At 68.5% G+C, this 15,341-nt stretch carries 17 protein-coding genes; 4 read left to right on the top strand and 13 right to left on the bottom strand.

The genetic code is table 11. From position 1 onward, the window contains the following. The first annotated feature begins 20 nt into the window (after positions 1 to 20). Genes VEC11_RS09365 through VEC11_RS09355 form a run of 3 tightly spaced genes read left to right on the top strand, consistent with a single transcriptional unit; the run spans position 21 to position 2,396 of the window. Positions 21 to 1,142, top strand: coding sequence for a glycerate kinase type-2 family protein (locus tag VEC11_RS09365; RefSeq protein ID WP_464130460.1), 1,122 nt, complete (start codon positions 21 to 23; stop codon positions 1,140 to 1,142). A 10-nt stretch (positions 1,143 to 1,152) separates the two neighbouring features. Continuing rightward, entirely contained in the window at positions 1,153 to 2,019 is an 867-nt protein-coding gene (gene mtnP, locus VEC11_RS09360; protein WP_464130459.1) for an S-methyl-5'-thioadenosine phosphorylase, read from the top strand. Next, positions 2,016 to 2,396: a PaaI family thioesterase gene (locus VEC11_RS09355; RefSeq protein WP_464130458.1), complete on the top strand. Its 381-nt coding sequence runs from the start codon at positions 2,016 to 2,018 to the stop codon at positions 2,394 to 2,396. The genes mtnP and VEC11_RS09355 overlap by 4 nt, the downstream gene beginning before the upstream one ends. On the opposite strand, the gene VEC11_RS09350 is transcribed toward VEC11_RS09355, so the two are convergent. From VEC11_RS09350 to VEC11_RS09315, 8 genes are all read right to left on the bottom strand, one after another. Further along, positions 2,393 to 3,697 carry an amidohydrolase gene (locus tag VEC11_RS09350; protein WP_464130457.1) on the bottom strand — a complete coding sequence of 435 codons (1,305 nt, stop codon included), beginning with the start codon at positions 3,695 to 3,697 and terminating at the stop codon, positions 2,393 to 2,395. The genes VEC11_RS09355 and VEC11_RS09350 overlap by 4 nt on opposite strands. 21 nt (positions 3,698 to 3,718) lie before the next feature. After that, a complete protein-coding gene (locus tag VEC11_RS09345; protein ID WP_464130456.1) occupies positions 3,719 to 4,861 on the bottom strand; it encodes an acyl-CoA dehydrogenase family protein in 1,143 nt (380 codons plus the stop codon). Positions 4,862 to 4,871: 10 nt separating this feature from the next. Beyond that, on the bottom strand, positions 4,872 to 5,246 hold the full coding sequence (locus VEC11_RS09340) for a hypothetical protein (RefSeq protein ID WP_464130455.1): 375 nt from the start codon (positions 5,244 to 5,246) through the stop codon (positions 4,872 to 4,874). Continuing rightward, positions 5,246 to 6,091, bottom strand: coding sequence for a TIGR02587 family membrane protein (locus VEC11_RS09335; RefSeq protein ID WP_464130454.1), 846 nt, complete (start codon positions 6,089 to 6,091; stop codon positions 5,246 to 5,248). The genes VEC11_RS09340 and VEC11_RS09335 overlap by 1 nt, the downstream gene beginning before the upstream one ends. Before the next feature lie 108 nt (positions 6,092 to 6,199). Beyond that, complete coding sequence (locus VEC11_RS09330) at positions 6,200 to 7,315, bottom strand: acyl-CoA dehydrogenase family protein (RefSeq protein ID WP_464130453.1); 1,116 nt, start codon at positions 7,313 to 7,315, stop codon at positions 6,200 to 6,202. A 108-nt stretch (positions 7,316 to 7,423) separates the two neighbouring features. Next, on the bottom strand, positions 7,424 to 8,587 hold the full coding sequence (locus VEC11_RS09325; RefSeq protein ID WP_464130452.1) for an acyl-CoA dehydrogenase family protein: 1,164 nt from the start codon (positions 8,585 to 8,587) through the stop codon (positions 7,424 to 7,426). 54 nt (positions 8,588 to 8,641) lie between these two features. Beyond that, the gene (locus VEC11_RS09320; protein ID WP_464130451.1) at positions 8,642 to 10,105 is read right to left on the bottom strand and encodes a flavin-containing monooxygenase; all 1,464 of its coding nucleotides are present in this window, start codon (positions 10,103 to 10,105) and stop codon (positions 8,642 to 8,644) included. Between the two features lie 55 nt (positions 10,106 to 10,160). After that, positions 10,161 to 11,333 (bottom strand): tetratricopeptide repeat protein, encoded by a 1,173-nt coding sequence (locus tag VEC11_RS09315; RefSeq protein ID WP_464130450.1) that lies wholly within the window; start codon positions 11,331 to 11,333, stop codon positions 10,161 to 10,163. Positions 11,334 to 11,442: 109 nt separating this feature from the next. Here VEC11_RS09315 and VEC11_RS09310 point away from each other — a divergent pair, with 109 nt between their 5' ends. Next, complete coding sequence (locus VEC11_RS09310; RefSeq protein ID WP_464130449.1) at positions 11,443 to 11,973, top strand: phosphoribosyltransferase; 531 nt, start codon at positions 11,443 to 11,445, stop codon at positions 11,971 to 11,973. On the opposite strand, the gene VEC11_RS09305 is transcribed toward VEC11_RS09310, so the two are convergent. From VEC11_RS09305 to rutD, 5 genes are all read right to left on the bottom strand, one after another. Further along, on the bottom strand, positions 11,974 to 12,234 hold the full coding sequence (locus VEC11_RS09305; protein WP_464130448.1) for a hypothetical protein: 261 nt from the start codon (positions 12,232 to 12,234) through the stop codon (positions 11,974 to 11,976). It abuts the gene before it with no gap. Between the two features lie 69 nt (positions 12,235 to 12,303). Then, positions 12,304 to 13,044 carry a hypothetical protein gene (locus VEC11_RS09300; RefSeq protein ID WP_464130447.1) on the bottom strand — a complete coding sequence of 247 codons (741 nt, stop codon included), beginning with the start codon at positions 13,042 to 13,044 and terminating at the stop codon, positions 12,304 to 12,306. A gap of 8 nt (positions 13,045 to 13,052) precedes the next feature. After that, positions 13,053 to 13,493 carry a hypothetical protein gene (locus VEC11_RS09295; protein ID WP_464130446.1) on the bottom strand — a complete coding sequence of 147 codons (441 nt, stop codon included), beginning with the start codon at positions 13,491 to 13,493 and terminating at the stop codon, positions 13,053 to 13,055. After that, positions 13,490 to 14,554 carry a pyrimidine utilization protein A gene (gene rutA, locus VEC11_RS09290; RefSeq protein ID WP_464130445.1) on the bottom strand — a complete coding sequence of 355 codons (1,065 nt, stop codon included), beginning with the start codon at positions 14,552 to 14,554 and terminating at the stop codon, positions 13,490 to 13,492. Before rutA ends, VEC11_RS09295 begins: the two co-directional genes overlap by 4 nt. A 3-nt stretch (positions 14,555 to 14,557) precedes the next feature. After that, positions 14,558 to 15,340: a pyrimidine utilization protein D gene (rutD, locus tag VEC11_RS09285; RefSeq protein WP_464130444.1), complete on the bottom strand. Its 783-nt coding sequence runs from the start codon at positions 15,338 to 15,340 to the stop codon at positions 14,558 to 14,560. Between the last annotated feature and the right edge of the window lies 1 nt (position 15,341).

Genomic DNA, 15,341 nt, shown 5'->3' with positions numbered 1-15,341 from the left:
TTCCCCGAGACAAAGACGCGATGCGCGACCAGCTGCGCCAGATGTTCCACGCCGGGATCGCGGCCTGTCACCCCGAAACGGTGCTGCCGCCGCATCTGCCCGCGGAAAGGCCGCGCGTCGTGCTCGCGATCGGCAAGGCCGCCGGCGCGATGGCCCGCGTTGCCGAGGCCCGTTATCCGGGCGTCGGCGGGATCGCCGTCGTGCCGCATGGCTGGGATGCGGACCTCGCGACGATCGAACTGCGCCATGCCGGCCATCCCGTGCCCGACGAACACAGCGTCGAGGCGGCGGAACGGCTGCTCGAACTGGCCGACGCGGGCGGCGCCCTCGTCCTGCTGAGCGGTGGCGCCTCTGCTCTGGCCAGCCTGCCCGGCGAGGGGCTGACGCTCGCGAACAAGCAGGCGATCACCGGCGCCCTTCTCCGCGCCGGCGCGCCGATCGGCGAGCTCAACTGCGTCCGCCGCCACCTCTCGCGGATCAAGGGCGGGCGCCTGCCCGCCGCGCTCACCCTCGCCATTTCCGATGTGGTCGGCGACCGGCCCGAGGATATCGGCTCCGGGCCAACCGTGGCCGACCCGACCACGGTGGCGGACGCTCGGGCAATCCTCGATCGCTACGGCCTGGACGCACCGCTGACCGAGACGGCGAAGGCGGTCCCGGGCGAATTCCGCCTCGTCGCGAGCGCGGCGGATCTGCTGGCCGCGGCGGCGGCCGATGCGGAGCGGGTCGGCTACCGCCCGGTCCTGCTCGGCCAATGCGCGGGCGAAGCGCGCGACCTGGGCCGCGCCCACGCCGAAATCGCGCGCACGCTCCCGCCCGGCAGCGCGCTCATCTCGGGCGGGGAGCTGACCGTCACCGTGACCGGCACGGGCCGCGGCGGCCCGAATCTCGAATATGCGCTGGCCGCGGCAACGGGCCTCGGCGATCGGCCGGACATCCAGGGGCTGGCTGCGGACAGCGACGGGCTCGACGGCAATAGCGGCGCGGCCGGCGCCTTCTTCTCCGGCGCGGATGCGGCCGGCGCGGGGGCGCTCGCCACGAATGACAGCGCTGGCTGGTTCACATCCGCCGATGGCCTGTTCGCACCCGGCCCGAGCGGGACCAACGTGAGCGACTTGCGGATCATCCTCGTCGGCCCCTAAGGCACCTGGCATGAGCGAGTGGGTGATCGGCATTATCGGCGGCTCCGGCCTCTACGCGATCGAGGCGCTGGAGGAGGCGCAATGGCTCGCCGTCGACTCGCCTTGGGGGACGCCGTCGGACGAATTGCTGATGGGCCGGATCGAGGGCGTGCGCTTCGTCTTCCTGCCCCGCCACGGCCGCGGCCATCCGCTCCCGCCCTCCGCGCTCAACGCCCGCGCCAACATCGACGCGCTGAAGCGGGCGGGCTGCACCGACCTGCTCGCCATCTCGGCGATCGGCTCGCTCCGCGAGGAGATCCCGCCGGGCCATTTCGTCGCGGTCGACCAGTTCATCGACCGCACCTTTGCGCGGGAGGCGAGCTTCTTCGAGCCGGGCTTCGCCGCCCATGTCTCGATGGCCGATCCGGTCTGCCCGCGCCTCTCGGCCCTGGCGGCGGACGCGGCCGAGGCGTCAGGCGCGCCGGTGAAGCGGGGCGGCTGCTACGTCGCGATCGAGGGCCCGCAATTCTCGACCCGGGCCGAGAGCCGCATGTTCCGCGCCTGGGGCGGCGACGTGATCGGCATGACGGCGATGCCCGAGGCGAAGCTCGCCCGCGAGGCGGAGCTGCCTTATGCCCTGCTGGGCATGGTCACCGATTATGATTGCTGGCGCGAGGGCGAAGCGGTCGACGTCGCGGAGATCGTCGCGCGGTTGCACGACAATGCGGCGACGGCGCGGCGGCTGGTGGTCGAGCTCGCCCGCCGGCTGCCCAGGGAGCGCACTCCCTCGCCGATCGACACCAATCTGGACCAGGCCGTGATCACCGCGCCCGAAGCCCGCCAGCCGGCGGCGATGGCGAAGCTGGATGCGGTCTGCCGCCGCTACTTCGCCCGATGAATCCGCCGCCGCCTTATGCCGTTTATCTAGGCGTCCGGACCGAGGAAACCGGGGGCGAGCTGCTCTTCGTCATGCCGTTCGGGGAGCGGGTGACGGGACGGCCCGGCTATCTGCACGGCGGCGCGATCGCCGCCCTGCTCGAATTCGCGGCCTTCGGGGCTTTGTTCGAGGCGCTGGGCGAGGAGCGGCCGCAGGTGAAGCCGGTCAACGTCACCGTTCAATATATGCGGGGCGGCATCAACCACGACACCTGTGCCGCGGCCCGAGTGACCCGGCTCGGCAAGCGCGTCGCCAATGTCGAGGCGCATGCCTGGCAGCTCGACCGGGCGAAGCCGATCGCCGCGGCGCAGATGAACGTGCTGCTTCGGCGCACCTAGCGGCGGCGCATCACCGCCTCGGCCGCGACCACCATCGCCTCGACGCCTGCGGTCACCGCGGGCTCCGGCGCGATCCGGAACAGGGGCGAATGGTGACCGGGCGCATTGGCAAGCTGCTCACGCGGCGTGCCGCCGACGCTGAAATAGACGCCCCTGACGCCATGCTCCGGCGCGACGAAATAGGCGAAGTCCTCGGCGCCCATACCCTCGCGCTGTTGGGTGATCAGCCGTTCCGCCCCCATCTGGCCGGCAATCGCGTCGCGGACGATCTGCGCGGTCGGGCCATGGTTGATCGTGGCCGGGGTCGTTTCCGTGCGCGAGCGGGTGACGACCGGGAGCCGGTCCTCCGGAACGCCCATGGCGAGCGCGGTGCCGCGCGCGACCCGGTCGATGCCATCAAGCAGGCGCTGCCTGATCGCCGGATTGTCGGCGCGTACGGTAAGGCCCAGGTCGACCTGCTCGGGTATGATGTTGTTCTTCACGCCGCCCCGGATCGTGCCGACGGTGACGACGGCGCCCTCCAGCGGGTTGATCGACCGGCCGACCATGGACTGGAGCGAGATGACGATCTGGCTGGCCACGACCACCGGATCCACCCCGAGATGCGGCGAGGCGCCATGCGTGCCGACGCCGCGGACCTGAATGGTCACCGTATCGGCGCTGGACGAAACGATCTGCAGCGGCACCTCGATCCGCCCTGCCTCGATCTCCGCGGCGACGTGGAAGGCGAGCGCGACATCCGGCTTGGGGAAGCGCGTGTAGAGCCCGTCCTCGATCATCGCCCGCGCGCCCGAGATGGTCTCCTCGGCGGGCTGAGCGATCAGCACGAGCGTGCCTTGCCAGCGCGACCGCCGGGCGGCCAGCTGACGGGCTGTGCCGACCAAAGCGGTGATGTGCACGTCATGGCCGCAGGCGTGCATGACCGGCTGCTCGGTGCCGTCGGGGCCTACCTGCCGTGCGCGGGAGGGATTGGGCACACCGGAGCGCTCCTCGATCGGCAAGCCGTCCATGTCGGCTCGCAGCAGCACGGTGGGCCCTGCGCCGTTGCGCATGATTGCGACCACCCCGGTGCCGCCGACGCCGGTCGTCACCTCATAGCCGAGCGCGCGCAGCTCCTGCGCCATACGGGCGGAGGTCTGCACCTCACGGCCGGACAGCTCCGGATTGCGGTGGAAATGGTCGAACAGGCTGGAGAGGTTGGTGCTGAAGTCCCGCGCGATCGCGTCGTGCAGCGCCCGGTCCTGCGCCCGGGCCGGCGTCGCCAGCGCGAGCAGGCTCGCAGCGATCATCAATTTCCGCATGACTTCCCCCTTTGAAATCGTTCACCCGCCGTTCTTGATCGTCTCGCGCGCAATGACAAGCTGCTGGATCTGGCTTGTGCCCTCGTAGATGCGGAACAGGCGCACGTCGCGATAGAGCCGCTCGATGCCGTAATCGGCGATATAGCCGGCGCCCCCGAAAATCTGCACGGCGCGGTCCGCCACCCGGCCGACCATCTCACTGGCGAAATATTTGGCGGCGGCGCATTCCAGCACGATCGGATCGCCGGCATCCTTTCGAGCCGCCGTCTCCAGCACCAGCGCGCGCGCCGCAAGCGCCTCGGTCTTGCTGTCGGCGATCATCGCCTGGACGAGCTGGAAATCGGCAAGCGGCTTGCCGAACTGCCTGCGGTCGCTCGCATAGGCGACGGCATCGGCGATCAGCCGTTCGGCGACGCCGACGCAGACCGCGGCGATGTGCAGCCGGCCGCGGTCGAGCACGCGCATCGCGATCCTGAAGCCCTCGCCTTCCGCGCCCAGCCGGTTCGCCACGGGCACCGGCGTCTCGTCGAAATTCACGTCGCAGACATGGGCGCCCTGTTGGCCCATCTTCTTCTCGGGCTTGCCGACCGACAGGCCGGGCAGGTCAGCCGGCACCAGGAAGGCGGAGACGCCGTGCGCGCCCTCGCCCGCGGTCCGCGCCATCACCGTGAACAGGCTCGCCTTGTCGGCATTGGTGATGAAGCGCTTGCTGCCGGAGAGCAGGTAAACATCGCCGTCACGGACCGCGCGGGTCTGGACCGAGGCGCTGTCGGAGCCCGCGCCCGGCTCGGTGAGCGCGAAGCTGGCGACGATCTCGCCGCTGGCGATGCGCGGCAGCCATGCGGCCTTCTGCGCGTCCGAGCCCGCCATGACGAGGCCTTGGCTGCCGATCCCGACATTGGTTCCGAATACCGAGCGAAAGGCCGGCGTCGTCCGTCCGAACTCCAGCGCGACCCGGACTTCCTCGCTCATGGTCAGGCCGAGGCCGCCAAACTCCTCCGGGATGGAGAGCCCGAACAGCCCCAGCTCCCGCATCTCGCGGACGATGTCTTCGGGGACCTCATCCTCCTCCGCGACCTTTTCCTCCAGCGGGCGGAGCCGCTCCGCGACGAAGCGGCGGACGGTGTCGAGCAGGGCGCCGAAGGTTTCGGGGTCGAGGGCCAAGGCGATCTCCTCAGGGATCCTGGAAGCCGAGCGGGCGCAGTCGCACGCCCCGCGGTTCGGTGCTGAAGACGAGTCCGCCGCCGCGTGTCGAACGGCCCGGAATATAGTCGATCGTCGCCGTGCTGGTCTCGCCGCCGGGCAGCGCGCCCTCGATGGTGACCTGGGCCGCGGTGACGGGCGAGCGGTTGTGCGCCTCGAAGCGGACGAGCCAGCGGCTGCCCACCTGCTGCTGCTCGCGGACCACCACCTCGATGTCGGGCGCCATGCCCGCGCTGCCATTGAACGCATCGCGCGCGATCACCGCGACGACCCCGAGCGTCAGCAGCAGCCCGATTGCGGAGGCTATCCACTCGAGCACTGGCGGCTTCGTCTTCGCTTTCGCCATCAGACCACCAGCCGCGCGATCGCCGCGCCGAGGGCGCCCGGAAAGGCGATCACCGCCATGGTTGCCGCCACCTGGTCATAGGCCGTGCCATCGACCCGCCCGAACGTCCAGAGCACGAACAGGCCGACGGCGAGCGCGATACCGTAGCCCGGGATGGTGTAGGCGAGAAAGGTCCTGACCGCCCCGTGCCCTTCCGCGCGCTCTTTCTGACCCGCGAAGCCGACCCGGTAGACGAAGAGGTGGAGCAGCAGGAGGGATACGACGACCAGTACGAGCAGGTGCCAGGTGGACATGAGATAGGCGATGAGCTGCATCTCCTCGGTCGGCGCGACGTTGAAGGCGAGGAAGAGCGCCCCCGCCGCCATCAGAAAGAGCTGGCCGCCATAGGACGCCTCCCGCACCGCCTCCTTCTCATCTTGCGGTTCCGCGCCGCCGCCGCTGAGCTGCTTGCGCGCGATCATCGCGCCGAAGCTCATCGGCACGCTCTGGATCGCGATCTTCCCGGCGATCTCGTCGGCCGGCATGGCGGGGCCGATGATCGCGAATAAGGCCAGGACGGCGGCGGCGCCGAGGATGCCGACGCCGCAGGCCGCGAAGGCGTCCATCACGTCTTCGAACAGGCTGTCGGTCCGCTCAAAGCCGCCGAAGCGCGACAGGCCGACGAGGATGACGAAGTTGACGAGGAGGAACGCGACGAGCCGGCCGGGATGGAGCGCGATTCCGAGGAACCACATTTCCATGGTCATCAGCAGCGGCAGGCCGAAGATGATCGCCCCGGCAAAGGCGCGCGCGAGACCCTTCGCATAAGCGAGGTCCGGGCTTGTCGATCCGGCGCTTGTCGTCACACCTCCTCCGTCACGCTGGACTCGTTTCAGGGCCCAACTCTCCACCCGCCCGGCGGTTCGCAACTGGAGGCTGAAGCAGGTTCGGCACGACGAGAATTGCCCTCCCCCTCAGTAGCCCTTCATCCGCGCCAATTTGTCCGCGTGGTAATTGGCGTCGCCGAACAGCTCGTTCAGCACCCGGTCGCGCTTCATGTAGAGGCCGATATCATATTCGTCGGTCATGCCGATGCCGCCATGCATCTGCACGCCCTCCTGCACCGCGAGCTGGGAGGCGCGGCCCGCCTTGGCCTTGGCGACGGAGACCATGGCCTCCGCATCCGGGCTGCCCTCGTCGAGCAATTGCTGTGCCTTGAGCGTCGCCGCGCGGGCGATCTCCAGCTCGGAATAGAGATGGGCGGCGCGGAACTGCAGCGCCTGGAACTCGCCGATATATTTGCCGAACTGCTTGCGCTGCTTCAGATAGTCGACGGTCATCTCCATCGAAGCCGAGCCGACACCGACCAGCTCGGCCGCGGCACCGGTGCGGCCAGCGTTGAGCGCCCGGTCGAGGATCTCGGCGCCGCCGCCGACCTCGCCGATTACCGCGTCGGCGTCGACCTGCACGTCCGCGAAGGTGAGCCGCGCGCCGATGGTGGAATCCGCGAGCCGGACGCCCTCGACGTCGAGTCCGCTCGCGCCCTTCTCGACCGCGAACAGGGTAAGGCCCTCGTCGGTCTGCGCGGCGACCAGGGTCACATCGGCCGAAGCGCCCTGCACCACGAACTGCTTGCGGCCGGTCAGGCTGAAGCCGTTGCCGGAGCGCTCGGCGCGCATCTCGATCGCGTCCGGTCGGTGCTTCGGCCCTTCGTCCACGGCGAGGGCGGCGATCGTATCGCCGGCGATGATGCCGGGATACCAGCGCTCCCGCGCCGTACTGCCCTTCAGCGCCTCCACGAAGGCGACCGCGCTGACCAGGAAGGGCGAGGGGGTGAGGTTCCGCCCGATCTCCTCGAGCACGATCCCCGCCTCGACATGGCCGAGTCCGAGCCCGCCATCCGCCTCGTCAATCAGGATGCCGTTGAAGCCCAATTCGGCGAACTGCTTCCACAGGCCGTGGCCAAAGCCGTCGCTGCAGCCCTTGTCACGCCAGTGACGCAGCTGCTTCGCAATCGCGCCTTCCTCGGCCATGAAGCTGCGCGCCGTCTCCTGCAGCATCGCCTGGTCTTCGGTGAGATAGAGGGGCATCAGATCCCGGTCCTTCTGTCGTCACCCCAGCGAAGGCTGGGGTCCAAGCTGTCTTTGCGTCTCAAGTGCCGTCTGGATCCCAGCCTCCGCTGGCATGACGGTGGAAAGTCAGGCTCCCGGCAAATCGAGAATCCGTTTCGCGACGATGCCGAGCTGGATCTCGCTGGTGCCGCCCTCGATCGAATTGGCCTTGGTGCGGAGCCACTCGCGGGCCGCCTTGCCCTTCTTCGAGCGGTCGCTCTCCCATTCGAGCGCGTTCGAGCCGCCGGCGGCCATGGCCAGCTCGTGCCGGGCCTTGTTCAGTTCGGTGCCGGCATATTTCATCATCGAGGGCTGGGCCGGATGCGCCCTGCCCGCCTTCAGCTCGTCGATGAACTTCTCGGACATGGCGCGGAAGGCGAGCTGGTCGACGTCGAAACGGGCGACCTCGGCGCGCAGCAAGGGATCGTCCGCCAGCACTTCGCCGAACGCCTCGCCAAGCGAATCGCTTTGCCCACCGAGACCCATCCCTGAAATCATCTCGCGCTCATGGCCGAGCAGATATTTGGCGACGTCCCAGCCCTTGTTGAGGGTGCCGACCAGCTGGTCCTTGGGCACCTGCACGTCGTCGAAGAAGGTCTCGCAGAAAGGCGAATAGCCGGAGATGAGCAGGATCGGCTTGGTCGAGACGCCCGGGCTGGCCATGTCGAACAACAGGAAGCTGATCCCCTGATGCTTGGGCGCCGCAGGATCGGTGCGGACGAGGCAGAAGATCCAGTCGGCCTTGTCGGCATAGCTCGTCCATATCTTCTGGCCGTTGACCAGCCAGTGATCGCCCTTGTCCTCGCACCTGGTCTGCAGGCTGGCGAGGTCGGAGCCGGCGCCGGGCTCGGAATAGCCCTGGCACCAGCGGATCTCGCCGCGGGCGATCTGGTTCAGGTAGTGCTTCTTTTGCGCCTCATTGCCATATTTGAGCAGAGCCGGGCCAAGCATCGAGATGCCGAAGCTCATCAGCGGGTTGCGCGCATTGATCCGCGCCATCTCCTGGCGGAGGATCTTGGTCTCGGCCGGGGAGAGCCCGCCGCCGCCATATTCGGTCGGCCAGTCCGGCACGGTCCAGCCACGCGCGGCCATGACCTCCATCCACTGCTTCTGGGCCTCGTTCTTGAAGACCGGATTGCGGCCGCCCCAGCAGGCGTCGCTCTCGTCGCGCATCGGCTCGCGCATTTCCGGCGGGCAGTTCGCCTCCAGCCAGGCGCGCGTCTCGCTGCGGAACGACTCAAGGTCCGACATGGCGGCCTCCCTCTCCTTTACGTAAACGTCAGGTGCCGCGCTCCGCTTTCGGAGTCAACCGGCCTTCCTGAACTCCATGACCCCGTCCGTAACCGTGCCCAGACCGAGCGCCGCGAAGTCCTTGAAGTAATTCTGGTAGACGCGCCAGGGCGGCGCCGTCCCCTGCCCCGGGAGGCTGGCGGCGGCGCGCTGGACGTAGCCCGAGCTGAAATCGAGCATCGGCTGGCGCTCGATCCCGGCCGCGGGCAGGCGCGGCACGCAGATATCGAGGCCCTGCGCGTCCATATGCCGGACCAGCCGGCAGAAATAGCGCGCGGTGAGGTCGCATTTCAGCGTCCAGGAAGCGTTGGTGTAGCCGAAGGAGAGGACGAGATTCGGCACGTCCGACAGCATCATCCCCTTGTAGCTGATATGCTCTGCCGGGTTCACCGGCACGCCGTCGACGGAGATGGCGATGCCGCCGAGCACCTTCACGACCAGGCCCGTCGCGGTGACGACGATGTCCGCCTCCAGCTCGGCGCCCGAGGCCAGCCTGATCCCGTGCTTCGTGAAGGTGTCGATCGTGTCGGTGACCACTGAGACGCGGCCCTCGCGCATCGTCCGGAACAGGTCGCCGTCCGGGACCAGGCAGACGCGCTGGTCCCAGGGATTATAGGCCGGCACGAAGTCGGCAATGTCGCGGTCAGGCAATTGCTCCCCGACCCATTTGAGCAACAGGGCCCGGACCTTGTCCGGCCGCTTCCGCGAGCGCTGGAAGAAGAGCATGCCGAGCAGCACGTTCTTGAGCCGGATCGTCCGCGCCGCCGCGCGGGCCGGAAGCAGGCGCTGCAGCCGCCGCGCGATGCCGTCCTCCGAGGGCCGGGCGACGATCCACGAGGGCGAGCGCTGCAGCATCGTTACGTGCGCCGCGGTCTCGGCAAGCGCCGGAACGAGCGTCACCGCGGTCGCGCCGCTGCCGATCACGACGATGCGTTTGCCTGCATGATCGAGATCCTCGGGCCAGAATTGCGGATGGACGAAGCGGCCCTTGAAGCTTTTCTCGTCCGGCCATTCCGGCCGGTAGCCATTCTCGTAATCGTAATAGCCGCTGCCGAGATAGAGGAAGCGGGCCCGGTAGCGTCTCGGGCCGTCCGGCGTCTCGGCCTCGACCGTCCAGCGCGCCTCGGCAGACGACCATTCGGCCCTGGTCACCCGGTGGCGGAAGCGGATCCGGCGGTCGATCCCGAATTCAGCGGCCGTCTCCTCGACATAGGCGCGGATGTCGGCGCCGTCGGCGATCGACTTCTTTCCGGTCCACGGCCGGAACGGGAAGCCCAAAGTGTACATGTCGCTGTCCGAGCGAATGCCGGGATAGCGGAACAGGTCCCAGGTCCCGCCGATCCGCTCGCGCCCCTCGAGGATCGCATAGCTCTTGCCGGGGCAGCGCTTCTGCAGGTGCCAGGCGCCATCGATGCCCGAAATTCCGGCGCCGACGATCAGGACGTCGAGTTGTTCGGTCGGGAGCGCTGGGTCGGGCATGAAGCGAGGCTAGGGAGCGGGGAGCGCCGCGGCAAGCCGTGCTACGCCCGTCGTGTCAGTTCGAAAGCGGCAGGCCGTAATCCTCGGCATAGACGCGGCCGATCCCCGGCTCGATCGCCAGCGCGCGGGCGATGTCGGCCCGCCCTTCCCGTTCGCGCCCCAGCCGCAGCGCCGCGAGGCCGCGCCCATAGAGCAGCTCGGGATTGGCGCGGTCGCGGCGCATCGCCCGGTGGAGGCGGGTCCAGGCGTCGCGGAAATTGCCCTGCCGCAGGCTGACCAGAGCGCGGGTGTGGAGCGTATCGATATCGTCCGGATCAATGGCGAGCGACGCGTCGCAATGCGCGCGCGCCCGCTCCGGCGGCTCGCCCGCCAGCAGGAGGTTCCAGCACAGGCTGTTCAGCGCCGAAGCATCGCCCCGCGCCAGCCGCTCCGCCTCGGCGAAATCGGCGGCAGCCCAGCCGCGATTGCCACGGGCCGCATAGACGCGCGCCCGGCGGGCAAGGGTGGCTGCGCTGTTCGGGTTCAGCTCGTACGCCCGGTTGAAATCGGCCAGGGCGCCGTCCCAGTCCCGCTGCGCCATGCGCGCGGCGCCGCGCGCATAAAAGGCGTGCGGATCACTCGATGGATAGCGGAGGGCAATGTCATAATCGGCAAGCGCGCGCAGCGGATCGTGCCGGACCATGAAGGCGTTGCCGCGCCCGATCCGGGCGGCGCTGTCGTGGGGATTGATCTCGATCGCGGCTGAATAATCGGCGAGGGCGCCCGCATAATCGTGCAGCATGTAGCGCGCATTTGCACGGCCGATCAGATAGCCGACATAGCGCGGATTCGGCCGCAGCGACGCCTCATAATCGGCGAGAGCGCTGCGATAGTCACGCGCGGCGTAGAAGGCGTTGCCGCGCCGGAAAAGAGTTTCGGCATGGCCCGGGCGCAGCCGCAGCGCCCGGCTGTAATTGGCGACGGCGCGGCGATGGTCTCCCAGGCGGAGCTGCTCGTCGCCGCCATTAATATAGGCATTGGCGAAATCGTCGCTGCTCCATCGCCCCGCGCGGACGGCCGCCGTACAGCGGCGCACCATTTCCGCCGGGGACTGAACGTCGAGGACGCGGCAGGGCGTGCTCCACCAGCTGTCCTGGGCGGCCGCGGGTGCGGCGAGCGACAAGAGGCAGAAAGCGAGCGCCGACGCTGCGCGGCATCCTGCTCCCCGGAAAGGCACGGCGATGCGCATGAGGCAAGGCTAGGCAGGGGTGGAGACGAGGGCAAGCCTGGCGGGTGCGTTGCCCGTCGCCGGTCCCGGCCCTATGCAGGGCGCCGACTCCAGCCCGCACGGAGCGAACATGTCCGAGCCCGCCGATCCTGTCCTCCACTACCTTCCCTATGAGCGCTTCCTTGACGAGGTCGAGACGCTGGCCAGGGCAATCGAGGCTGACGGCTGGACGCCGGATTTCCTGGTCGGGATCGGGCGGGGCGGGCTGGTGCCGGCCGCCTATCTTTCCCACCGCACCGGCATCCAGATGCTTTCCGTCGACCACAGCTCCGGCGAGGTCGGGTTCGGCGACGAGCTGCTCGACAAGCTGGCCGCGAAGATCAGGAGCGGCAGCAACATCCTGATCGTCGACGACATCAACGACAGCGGGGGCACGATCCAATATCTGCGCGGCGCGCTCGAGGCGAAGGTGGATGGCGCGCAAGGGCTGCGCGTCGCGGTGCTGGTGCACAATATCCGCTCGCGGGCGAAGGCCGAATATCACGGCTCGGAGATCGACCGCGACCAGGACAAGAGGTGGTACGTCTTCCCCTGGGAAGCGGTCGCGCCACGCGCGACGCTCAAGGTGGAGGCGCTGGCCGTGCCGGAGCGGCTCGCCTGATCAGCGCCCGAAGCTGACCTTGTTGGTTTGGATGCGGTCGATCGTCCGCCGCTGCTCCTGGCGGGCGGCCTCGACTTCGGCGGGGTTGCGGCAGGTACGGATCGTATTGATCCGGCTCCCGGGCTCCGGCCGCAAGGTGCAGGTGCGCCTGGATTCCTTGTTGACCTTCTGCTGCTGGGTCTGGGCCTGGGGTTCGGCACCGTTGACCGCGATCGGCACGGAGACGACGGCGAGGGCCGCAAGCATGACGCGAACTGACATGATCCTTCTCCTCATCGGCGCAGCCCAACCGTCCTGAAAATACCGCCGAAACGCCCCCGGCGCAACGGCTTAGGTGCAAAGCGACAGGAAGGCGATTTCCGTGACGGTGCCGCCCTCAACCGGGGACGGCAGCTGCTCGGGCTCGGAATAGTCGCGCTCCTCGACCACCGCGCCGGTCGAATCGTAGAGCCGATGCGCGAGCGGGCGAATGATCCGGGTCCGGCAATCGATCCGCAGCCGGTAGGCATGAAGGCTGGTCCCGGCCGGCGGCGGATCGATCATCCGGAACCAGGCAACCCGCGCGCTCTCCTCCTGCTCGAGCGAAGCCCCGTCGACCGCGATCGACTGGCCGGAAGGCGCGGCGCCGAGATTGAGCCAGACCGGCGGTCGCGGCGTCGCCGGCAGCGGCCCGCCGGTCGCGGGCGGCGCGGGCACGGGCGGAGCTTCCGCGATCCGCGGCGCGGCCTGGACGCGGCATTCCTCATAGGCGCGCCTGATCGCGGTCTGCACGTCGGGATCCCTGAGCCCGCCGGCCGCCCAGAGGAAATCGCGCGGGCTGAACCGGTCGGGGTCGTAATAGGGCCGCTCGACATTGCTCGTGGCGCGGACGAGAAAGCGCAGCTGGCGCGGCCTGAGGGTCTGGCCCAGCCGGTCGCCGACGCAGGTGATTTCGGGCAGGCTGAAGCCGTAGCGGATCAGCTGGGGCCGCACGATGGAGGCGCGCGGCCCGACATAGTCGCGCAGCTGCCCGGCGCAGCCGGCGAGCGAAGCGAGCGGAAGCAGGAGAACAAGTTTAGGCAGGCGAGTCATGGAGTCCCTTATGCCTTGGGCAATGGCTTCGACACCAGCCGTCCGAGCCACATCCCGCCGAGCGCCGAGACCAGATAGGTGACCGTGTGCGGTCCGCTGTCCGGCACATAATATTCGCCGGCCACGCCGCGCGACCACCAGATCCGCCAGAAGAACAGTCCGATCGCCAAGGCCAGGACGAGCGCGGAGAGGAAGATGCGGGTTGCCAGCGCGACTGCCGCCGGTCCGCTTCCCATATCCTCCTTGCCCGTGATCCAGGCCGCCGCGCCCGCCATGGCGAAGAGGCCCGCGAACACGCCGAGCACGAACCAGATCGCATAAGGCAGGGCGGCGCTATAGCCGCGGATCGGCGCGACGTCGAAGATCGTGCAGGCGACGACGCCGATGATAACGCCAATCCCAAGGCAGACCAGGAACACGACTGCCGTCTTGAGGAAAATGCCGATCATCCCGCCTGCCGGCATTTCATCAGCGGCTGGATGCGGGTGCCGTAATCGTCCGTGCCCTTGATGAAATCGTCGAAGGTCAGCAGCACGCCGCCCGTGTTCGGCACGGTCGCCACTTCATCCAGCATCCGCGCGATGCTTTCGTAGGAGCCGACCAGGGTCCCCATGTTCAGGTTAACCGCGCTCTCGCGGTCGGCTAGCTGGCGGACGTTGGTGGTGGTCGAGGTCTTGTCGGCCGCGCCCTGGAGCCCGAGCCAGGCGACCGCCTCCTCGTCGACGCCCTCGCGATACCAGATCCACTTCTCCATCGCCTCTTCGTCCGTCTCGGCGGCGATCACCATGAACAGGGCATAGATGCGAACGTCGCGCCCGGTCTTCGCGGTGGCCGCCATCAGCCGCTCGTTGTTCGAGGCGAAGGCCTTGGGCGTGTTGACTCCCTTGCCGAGGCAGAAGGCATAGTCCGCCCATTGCGCCGAGAAAGCGAGGCCCTCGTCCGAGGAGCCGGCGCAGATGATCTTCATGTCGCCCTTCGGCTTCGGGAGGACGCGGCAATCGTCCATCTGATAATATTGGCCTTTGAAGTCGGACTGGCCGGTCGCCCAGAGCTCGCGCAGGATATGGGCATATTCGCCGAGCATCGTGTAGCGGTTGCGGAAATGCTCGTCGCCCGGCCAGACGCCCATCTGGCTGTATTCGGGCCGCTGCCAGCCGGTGATCAGGTTGAGCCCGAAGCGGCCGCCACTGATGTCGTCGATCGTGTTGCACATCCGCGCGCAGAAGGCGGGCGGGATGACCAGGGTCGGGCAGGTCGCGTAGATCTTGATCTTCTCGGTGACCGCCGCGAGCCCGGCCATCAGGGTGAAGCTCTCAAGATTATAGTCCCAGAAGCGGGTCTTGCCGCCGAAGCCGCGCAACTTGATCATCGAGAGCAGGAAATCGACCCCGTAGCTTTCGGCGCGGAGCGCGATCTCCCTGTTGAGATCGAAACTCGGCATATATTGCGGGCTGTTCTCCGAGATCAGCCAGCCATTGTTGCCGATCGGCGTGAAGATTCCGACTTCCATGGTCTAGTCCCCCAGAAATTCGAGCAGGTGGCGGTTAAAGCTGTCGGGTTCGGTGACGTTGCAGGCATGGCCGCCGCGCATCCGCTCGAGCCGGGCATGCGGCAGGCCGCGCTCCAGTTGCTCCGAGCAGAGATCGGGGACGAGCATGTCGTCCTCCGCGGAGATCAGCAGGACCGGCGTCTCGATCTCGCCGAGCCGGTCCTCGATGTCGAACGCGGCCAGCGCGCCGATCCGCGCCTCGACATTGGCCGCGCCCTGGAACTGGGCGATATACTCCGCTTCCGCGGCCTGGAGCCGGTCCCAATGTTCCGAGATCCAGCGCGCCGGATAGAGGAAGAGCGGCTGGGCGCGGACGAAAGCGACGACGCCGCTATGCTCGAGCAGAGCGAGCCGGGTTTCCATGCAGCGGACGAAATGCGGATCGGGCCGGGCGAAGGCGTTGACCAGGACCAGCGAGGCGAGCCGCTCCGGATGGCGCAGCGCGAGCGAAAGGCCGATCACCCCGCCCGCGGCATGGCCGACCAGGCTGGCGCGCGCAATGTCGAGCCCGTCCAGCAGCGCCAGCACGTCGTCCGCCATGTCCTCGACGTCCAGCCCGGCGGGCAGCGCCCGGTCGGAGCGGCCTGTGCCGCGATGGTCGTAGAGGATGACGCGGTGACGCTCCGCGAGCGCCGCCAGATTGGAAGTCCAGTAAGCCGCCGTGCCCCCGAGCCCGGGCGAAAGGACCACCGGCGGCCCGTCCGCGGGGCCGTGCTCCTCCCAGTAGAGCCCGCCAGTGTCCGGCATC

Origin of the sequence: Allosphingosinicella sp., assembly GCF_035626655.1 — a bacterium.
Classification (GTDB): Bacteria; Pseudomonadota; Alphaproteobacteria; order Sphingomonadales; family Sphingomonadaceae; genus Allosphingosinicella.
This window is presented reverse-complemented; position numbering and strand designations above follow the sequence as displayed.

Coding starts and splice junctions, on each gene's coding strand:
- VEC11_RS09365 (WP_464130460.1), top strand. CDS start 21: ATGCGCGACCAGCTGCGCCAGATGTTCCACGCCGGGATCGCGGCCTGT.
- mtnP (WP_464130459.1), top strand. CDS start 1,153: ATGAGCGAGTGGGTGATCGGCATTATCGGCGGCTCCGGCCTCTACGCG.
- VEC11_RS09355 (WP_464130458.1), top strand. CDS start 2,016: ATGAATCCGCCGCCGCCTTATGCCGTTTATCTAGGCGTCCGGACCGAG.
- VEC11_RS09350 (WP_464130457.1), bottom strand. CDS start 3,697: ATGCGGAAATTGATGATCGCTGCGAGCCTGCTCGCGCTGGCGACGCCG.
- VEC11_RS09340 (WP_464130455.1), bottom strand. CDS start 5,246: ATGGCGAAAGCGAAGACGAAGCCGCCAGTGCTCGAGTGGATAGCCTCC.
- VEC11_RS09330 (WP_464130453.1), bottom strand. CDS start 7,315: ATGCCCCTCTATCTCACCGAAGACCAGGCGATGCTGCAGGAGACGGCG.
- VEC11_RS09325 (WP_464130452.1), bottom strand. CDS start 8,587: ATGTCGGACCTTGAGTCGTTCCGCAGCGAGACGCGCGCCTGGCTGGAG.
- VEC11_RS09320 (WP_464130451.1), bottom strand. CDS start 10,105: ATGCCCGACCCAGCGCTCCCGACCGAACAACTCGACGTCCTGATCGTC.
- VEC11_RS09315 (WP_464130450.1), bottom strand. CDS start 11,333: ATGCGCATCGCCGTGCCTTTCCGGGGAGCAGGATGCCGCGCAGCGTCG.
- VEC11_RS09310 (WP_464130449.1), top strand. CDS start 11,443: ATGTCCGAGCCCGCCGATCCTGTCCTCCACTACCTTCCCTATGAGCGC.
- VEC11_RS09305 (WP_464130448.1), bottom strand. CDS start 12,234: ATGTCAGTTCGCGTCATGCTTGCGGCCCTCGCCGTCGTCTCCGTGCCG.
- VEC11_RS09300 (WP_464130447.1), bottom strand. CDS start 13,044: ATGACTCGCCTGCCTAAACTTGTTCTCCTGCTTCCGCTCGCTTCGCTC.
- VEC11_RS09295 (WP_464130446.1), bottom strand. CDS start 13,493: ATGATCGGCATTTTCCTCAAGACGGCAGTCGTGTTCCTGGTCTGCCTT.
- rutA (WP_464130445.1), bottom strand. CDS start 14,554: ATGGAAGTCGGAATCTTCACGCCGATCGGCAACAATGGCTGGCTGATC.
- rutD (WP_464130444.1), bottom strand. CDS start 15,340: ATGCCGGACACTGGCGGGCTCTACTGGGAGGAGCACGGCCCCGCGGAC.